The organism is Gordonia sp. (in: high G+C Gram-positive bacteria) (assembly GCF_049299075.1).
In the GTDB taxonomy this organism is placed as follows: Bacteria; Actinomycetota; Actinomycetes; order Mycobacteriales; family Mycobacteriaceae; genus Gordonia.
Map to the genome: position 1 here is coordinate 1 of NZ_JBAQWU010000447.1, position 6,832 is coordinate 6,832.

Annotated in this window: 5 protein-coding genes; 3 read left to right on the forward strand and 2 right to left on the reverse strand. The window is 66.7% G+C overall.

From position 1 onward, the window contains the following. Window positions 1–2,129 (reverse strand): amino acid adenylation domain-containing protein (locus tag WAW85_RS14185; protein WP_422560246.1); only part of this gene is annotated, 2,129 nt, incomplete at its 3' end. A 105-nt stretch (window positions 2,130–2,234) separates the two neighbouring features. On the opposite strand from WAW85_RS14185, the gene WAW85_RS14190 reads away from it, so the two are divergent. Beyond that, window positions 2,235–3,422, forward strand: a complete 1,188-nt coding sequence (locus WAW85_RS14190; protein ID WP_422560242.1) for an acyl-CoA dehydrogenase family protein — start codon at window positions 2,235–2,237, stop codon at window positions 3,420–3,422. A 22-nt stretch (window positions 3,423–3,444) separates the two neighbouring features. After that, the gene (gene fgd / locus WAW85_RS14195; protein ID WP_422560243.1) at window positions 3,445–4,470 is read left to right on the forward strand and encodes a glucose-6-phosphate dehydrogenase (coenzyme-F420); all 1,026 of its coding nucleotides are present in this window, start codon (window positions 3,445–3,447) and stop codon (window positions 4,468–4,470) included. A 33-nt stretch (window positions 4,471–4,503) separates the two neighbouring features. Here the strand turns inward: fgd and WAW85_RS14200 are convergent, their stop codons facing one another. Further along, window positions 4,504–5,175, reverse strand: coding sequence for a hypothetical protein (locus WAW85_RS14200; RefSeq protein ID WP_422560244.1), 672 nt, complete (start codon window positions 5,173–5,175; stop codon window positions 4,504–4,506). A gap of 254 nt (window positions 5,176–5,429) precedes the next feature. Between WAW85_RS14200 and WAW85_RS14205 the strand changes: the two genes are divergently transcribed. Beyond that, entirely contained in the window at window positions 5,430–6,800 is a 1,371-nt protein-coding gene (locus WAW85_RS14205) for a glutamate decarboxylase (RefSeq protein ID WP_422560245.1), read from the forward strand. Window positions 6,801–6,832: the final 32 nt, after the last annotated feature.

Genomic DNA, 6,832 nt, shown 5'->3' on the forward strand with positions numbered 1-6,832 from the left:
TTGTGCGCGCCGCTGGCCACCATCAGTCGCTCGGCTGTCCACACCCGCAGGTGCACCGAGCCGCCGCGCGGATAATCGCCGGGCGTCACCCCGCGCAGCAATAGACGGGCGCCGCCTGCGGCGATCAGCAGTCGCCCGAACGGGGTGACGAAGACCGCGAACGCGACCAGCAGCACCCACCAGTTAACCGAAACCAGCCACGGTGCAGCGTGACCGGTGGCGTCGGCAACGGCGCGGCCGGCATTGTTGGCCACGCCGAGCCAGGTCATCCACGCCAGGCCGGTGAGGGTCGCGAGCGGGAGGGCCGCGAGCGCCTGGAACAGTCCGGCGCTCGCCGGGATGGGGGCCACGTCCCGTACGACAGTCTCGGTGGGCGGGGCCAGCGCATCCAGGAAATCAGCCAGTGAGCCGAGCCGCGGGTGGTCGTACAGCTCGGCGACCGTGATCTCCGGATGGCGGGTGCGCAGCGCGCCAACCAACTGCGCGGCCGCGAGCGAACCGCCGCCTTCGGTGAAGAAATCAGCGCCGGGACTGGTCACCGGGACGCCGAGCACGGCGGTCCACTGCTCGGCGAGCCAGGCCTGGGTGGGGGTCAGCGGCTCGGCCGGGCCGCCGGATTCGCTGGGCAGCGCGGTGCCCGGCACCGGCCACGGCAGTGCATCCCGATCCACCTTGCCGGAAGTGCGGGTGGGCAGCTCGTCGAGCAGCACCAGGCGGGGCACCATCGCCGCGGGCAACTCCTCGCGCAGCCGAGTCTGGGCCGCCGTCAAGTCGAAGGCGGAGTCGGTGGAGGCGAGGTAGCCGATGAGCATCGGGTTGCCGGCCGCATTCTTGCGGACGGTGCAGGCACCGCCGCTGACGCCGGGCAGATTCTGCAGCGCATTATCGATCTCGCCGAGCTCGATCCGTCGTCCGCCGATCTTCACCTGGTCATCGGCCCGACCGACAAAGTGCAGGCCTTCGAGTTCCAGCCGCACCAAGTCGCCGCTACGGTAGGCGCGCTCCCAGCCGAGGGATTCCAGCGGTGCGTACTTCTCGGCGTCCTTCGCCGGATCCAGATAGCGGGCCAACCCGACGCCACCGATCACCAGCTCGCCGGTCTCCCCGAGGGCGACCGGCTGTCCGGCGGAATCGACGACCGCCAGATCCCAACCGATCAGGGGCAGCCCGATGCGGACCGGCTCGCCGCGACGCATCTGCGCCGCCGACGCCACCACAGTCGCTTCGGTCGGCCCGTAGGTATTCCACACCTCGCGGTCGCCGGTGGCCAGGCGATCGACGAGCTCGGGCGGGCAGGCTTCGCCGCCGAAGATCAGCAGACGGACGGCTTCGAGGGCTTCGGCGGGCCACAGGGCGGCCAGCGTTGGAACGGTGGAGACGACGTTGACATCGCGCATCACCAGCCACGGGCCCAGATCCATGCCGCTGCGCACCAGAGCGCGCGGGGCCGGCACCAAGCACGCACCGCTGCGCCAGGCGAGCCACATTTCTTCGCAGGAGGCATCGAAGGCGACCGACAGGCCGGCCAGTACCCGGTCGCCCGGGCCGAGTGGTTCCTGCTGAAGAAAGAGTGCAGCCTCGGCGTCGACGAACGCGGCTGCGTTGCGATGGGTCACCGCCACGCCCTTCGGGGTGCCGGTGGAACCGGAGGTGAAGATAATCCAGGCATCGTCGGTGAGCTGGGCGGGTGAGCGGGTCAGGGCCACCCCGGTGCCGACCTGACGGTGCCGTCCGGCCTGCGAGTGGATGCCCTTCGCGTCGATGATCGCGTCCACCTGCGCCTCACCGAAGACCAGCTGGGCGCGCTCATCGGGGTCGTCGGCGTCCACCGGGACGTAGGCGGCGCCGGTGTACAGGGTCGCCAGGATCGCGATATAGAGGTCGCGGTGCCCCGAGGGCATGCGGATCCCGAGACGGTCGCCGCGACCGATACCGATGGCGTCGAGCCGGCCGGCGAGGCGGCGGACCACGGCGATGAGCTCGTCGTAGGTCAGCACCGCGTCGCCGTCGTCGATGGCTGGCGCATCCGGATGCGCTGCGGCGGTTGCCAACACGACGTCGATCAGGGTGCGTGGGGTCGTCGCTTGGTCGGCGAGCAGGAACTCCGCGGGTACTGACACAGCGATGATTTTGCACCATGGGCAGGTTTTCTGCGCGCTGAGTGGCGGCGCGCCGAGATTTGTCGGAGGACGCAGCTTGCGGCGGCCGCACGGGTGCGTCGTAAGGTGAGTCACATGGGCGCGACAATGAGCACCGAGCAACTATTCGGCGTTGATCGACTGCTGAATGATGACGAGCGAGCGATCGCCGCGACTGTCGCCGATTTCGGGACCAAGCGGTTGCGGCCACAGGTGGCACAGTGGTTCGAAGACGGCGCGCTCCCGGTGCGGGAACTCGCTCTCGAACTCGGCGACCTCGGCCTGTTCGGCATGCACTTGGACGGCTATGGCTGCGCGGGGACCTCGGCCACCGCCTACGGGCTGGCTTGCTTAGAAGCCGAAGCGGTCGACAGCGGGTTGCGCAGCTTCATTTCCGTGCAGGGTTCGCTGTCGATGTTCGCGATTCACCGCTTCGGCTCGGACGAGCAGAAGGAACAGTGGCTGCCGGCAATGGCCAAGGGTGAGGCGCTCGGCTGTTTCGGGCTCACCGAGCCGGACTTCGGCTCCAATCCGGCCGGAATGCGTACGTATGCCCGGCGCGACGGCGACGACTGGATCCTCAGCGGTACCAAGATGTGGATTACCAACGCGCCGGTCGCCGACGTCGCCGTCGTCTGGGCGCAGACCGGCGAGAACGGGCTCGGTCGCGGAGTGCGCGGTTTTGTGGTGCCGACCGACACCCCCGGATTCAGCGCCCCGGAGATCAAGCACAAGATGTCATTGCGCGCCTCGGTGACCGGCGAGATCGTGCTGGCCGATGTGCGTGTGCCGGCGTCGGCGCAGCTCCCCGAAGCGGACGGTCTACGCGGCCCCCTCAGCTGTCTGAACGAGGCGCGCTTCGGCATCGTCTTCGGTGCCGTCGGTGCCGCGCGCGACTGCCTGGAGACCGCGATCGAGTACTCCGGCATCCGCGAGGTCTTCGATAAACCGCTGGCCGGTTATCAGCTGACGCAGGCGAAGATCGCCGATATGGCCGTCGAACTGGGCAAGGCTTATCTGCTGGCGATCCAGCTCGGCCGAATCAAGGACTCCGGCAGGATTGCCCCGGAACAGGTCAGCGTGGGGAAGCTGAATAACGTGCGCGAGGCCATCGCGATCGCGCGTCAGTGCCGAACCATCTTGGGGGCCAATGGAATCACGCTCGAGTACCCGGTGATCCGACATGCCAACAACCTTGAATCAGTCCTCACCTACGAGGGCACCAGCGAAATGCATCAGTTGATGATCGCCAAGGCGCTCACCGGCCAGGACGCCTTCCGCTGACCATTAACTGAAGGGAATCGGCATGGCTGCCGGACTGAAACTTGGACTCAAAGCATCCGCTGAGCAGTTCGGGCCGCGAGAACTGGTCGAAGTCGGTGTCGCCGCCGAGCAATTCGGTCTCGACTCGGCGACCGTCAGCGATCACTTCCAGCCGTGGCGGCACAACGGCGGCCATGCACCGTTCTCCTTGGCGTGGTTAGCCGCGGTCGGCGAGCGCACCGAACGGATCCAGCTCGGTACTTCGGTACTGACGCCGACCTTCCGCTACAACCCGGCGGTGATCGCGCAGGCCTTCGCGACCCTTGGCTGCCTCTACCCGGACCGGGTGATGCTCGGTGTCGGCACCGGCGAGGCGCTCAACGAGTACGCCACCGGTTTCACCGGCCAATGGCCGGATTTCAAGGAGCGCTTCGCCCGGCTCCGCGAGGCGGTGCGCCTGATGCGCGAGCTGTGGAGCGGGGCGGAAGTCGAGTTCGACGGCTCGTACTACACAACGGCAGGGTCGTACATGTACGACATCCCCGAGCGGCCCATCCCGGTATATATCGCGGCCGGTGGCCCCGTCGTGGCTCGGTACGCGGGCCGCGCGGGCGACGGCTTCATCTGCACGTCGGGCAAGGGGATGGACCTCTACACCGAGAAACTGATCCCGGCGGTCCGGGAGGGTGCGGACAAAGCGGAGCGGACCTTCGCCGATCTTGACCGGATGATCGAGATCAAGATCTCCTACGATCCCGATCCCGAGCGCGCCCTGGAGAACACCCGATTCTGGGCGCCGCTCTCCCTGACGCCGGAGCAGAAGCATTCGGTGAACTCGTCGGTGGCGATGGAACGGCTCGCCGACGAACTCCCGATCGATCAGGTCGCCAAACGCTGGATTGTCGCCTCCACCCCGGACGACGCCATCGCGCAGATCAAGCCGTACCTTGATGCGGGCCTCAACCACCTGGTGTTCCACAACCCGGGCGCCGACCAGCGTCGATTTCTGGAAGTCTTCAGCGCCGAGGTGGTACCCGGCTTGCGGGAGCTCGCCGTCGTCGACGAGTAGCCGTTCCCGCGTAGTTGCTGCCGCCGTGTTCAGTTACGGCGTCGTAGTACTAGGGCTCGTCGCCGATCCCGAGACAGTTTGGGTTGTGGTAACGGTCGCCGTCTCCGTCCGGGTTTCGGTCGCGGTCCGGGTCACGGTGTCGCGTTGGGTTTCGGTCGCCGTACGGGTCTCGCGCTCGGTGGCAGTCGCGGTGTGGGTGCGGGTGGTCTCCGCGCCCTCAAATTCGGTCACCTCGGTGACTGTGTGGGTGATCGGGGCGGCTTTACCGTCCCGGTTCTGCAGGCCGAAGAGTCCGAAACCGAGGATGGTTAAGGCGGCGGCCGCCACCGCCAATGCGGCGATGATCTGCCAGCGACGGACGGCACTGGCGTTCGGTCCAGCCACCGCCGCGGTGGTCGGCTCGTCGGTGGCGACCGGGTGCCTGTAGTTGGGATCACCGTAGTTGGGATCACCGTAGTTGGGATCACCATAGTTGGGATCACCGTAGTTCGTCGTTGCGGCCTCGCTGGGGCCGTAGTCGACTGCACCGTAGTTGCCGGTCGGCGTCACCTGGGAGTAGGCATCGGAGTTGGCGGGACCATTCGCCGGGTCTGAATACGGCGGGTAGCTCGGTGCGGAGGCCTCGGTGGCAGGCTCGGCGACCTCGTGGTGCGTCGAATCGGGGCCCTCGCGGCGGGGCTGTTCGGGCGGTTGTGGCGTGCTCACCCTGCCAGGTTACCGGCCGGCGGGTGCTCGTCCTCGCGATCCCGGCAGCCCGTGACGGGCACCGGGAGAATCGTGTCAGGTCGGGTGACTAGTGCTGGGATGCCCGACGGTTCGTGATTAGCTGACCGCAAAGCCGGTCCGGTTGGTGCGGCGTGTGCCATCCGACAGTCCAGAACGACGCGGCCTCCGATGGAAGTCTGGTAGACCGGATTTGCCATGAACTGTTACCCCTTCGCGAAAAGGAACCAAGCGCAATGAGCGATGACCGTATCGATGTGGGCCCGATCTTCACTGAGTCGGGCGAGGCAACGAGCCTGCCTCGCAATGAGCTCGCCGACGGCATGCTGTCGCCGAGCGTGGCCTACCAGTTGGTGCACGATGAGGCCATGCTGGACGGCAACGCCAGGCTGAACCTGGCGACCTTCGTCACGACGTACATGGACAAGGAAGCGAAGCTTCTGTACGCGCAGACTGTCGACAAGAACATGATCGACAAAGACGAGTACCCGGCGACCGCCGCCATTGAGGAGCGTTGCTGGCGGATCCTCGGCAACCTGTGGCATGTGCCGGATGCCAGCGACACCATCGGTACCTCGACGATCGGCTCGTCGGAAGCGTGCATGCTGGGCGGACTGGCCCTCAAGCGGCACTGGCAGCAGGCGCGCAAGGCTGCTGGTAAGTCGATCGAGAAGCCGAACCTGGTTATGTCGACTGCGGTCCAGGTCTGCTGGGAGAAGTTCGCGAACTACTTCGAGGTGGAACCGCGCTGGGTGCCGGTCAGCGATGATCATCTCTTCCTCGACGGCCACGACCTGGAGAATTACGTCGACGAGAACACCATCGGTGTCGTCGCCATCATGGGCCAGACGTACACGGGCGCCTACGAGCCGGTGCAGGAGATCGCCGCCAAGCTCGACGAGATCCAGGAGAAGACCGGCCTGGACGTGCGCATCCACGTCGACGGTGCGTCGGGTGCCTTCATCGCCCCGTTCTGTCAGCCCGAACTCAAGTGGGACTTCCGGGTCGATCGGGTGGCCTCGATCAGTACCTCGGGCCACAAGTTTGGTCTGGTGTACCCGGGTGTCGGCTGGGTGGTCTGGCGCGACACCGAACGACTGCCCGAGAGCATGGTCTTCCACTGCGCGTACCTCGGTGGTGACATGCCCACCCTGGCGCTGAACTTCTCGCGCCCAGGTGCGCAGGTGTTGTTGCAGTACTACCAGTTCCTGCGACTGGGCCGGGCTGGCTACCGCGCTGTTCAGCAGAATTGCTTGGATGTGGCCCAGTTCCTGTCTGCCGCGATTGCCGAGATCGGCCCGTTCGAGCTGGTCAGCAAGGGCGACACCATCCCGGTGTTCGCCTGGCGCCGGAAGTCGGACGCGAACCCGAACTGGACGCTCTACGACCTTGAGGATCGGCTGCGACTGAAGGGCTGGCAGGTTCCGGCCTACCCGCTGCCGGATAACCTTGCCGACGTGACCCTGCAGCGCATCGTCGTCCGCAACGGACTGAGCCGAGACCTGGCGACGAAGCTGCTCGCCGACATTCAGACGGAGGTCGCCTTCTTGGAAAGCTTGGACGGTCCGATGCCGCACGCCAAGCGGAGCGCCTCCTTCCACCACTGAGTCCGACCGCCGCGCTCGGTGCCGGGATGCCC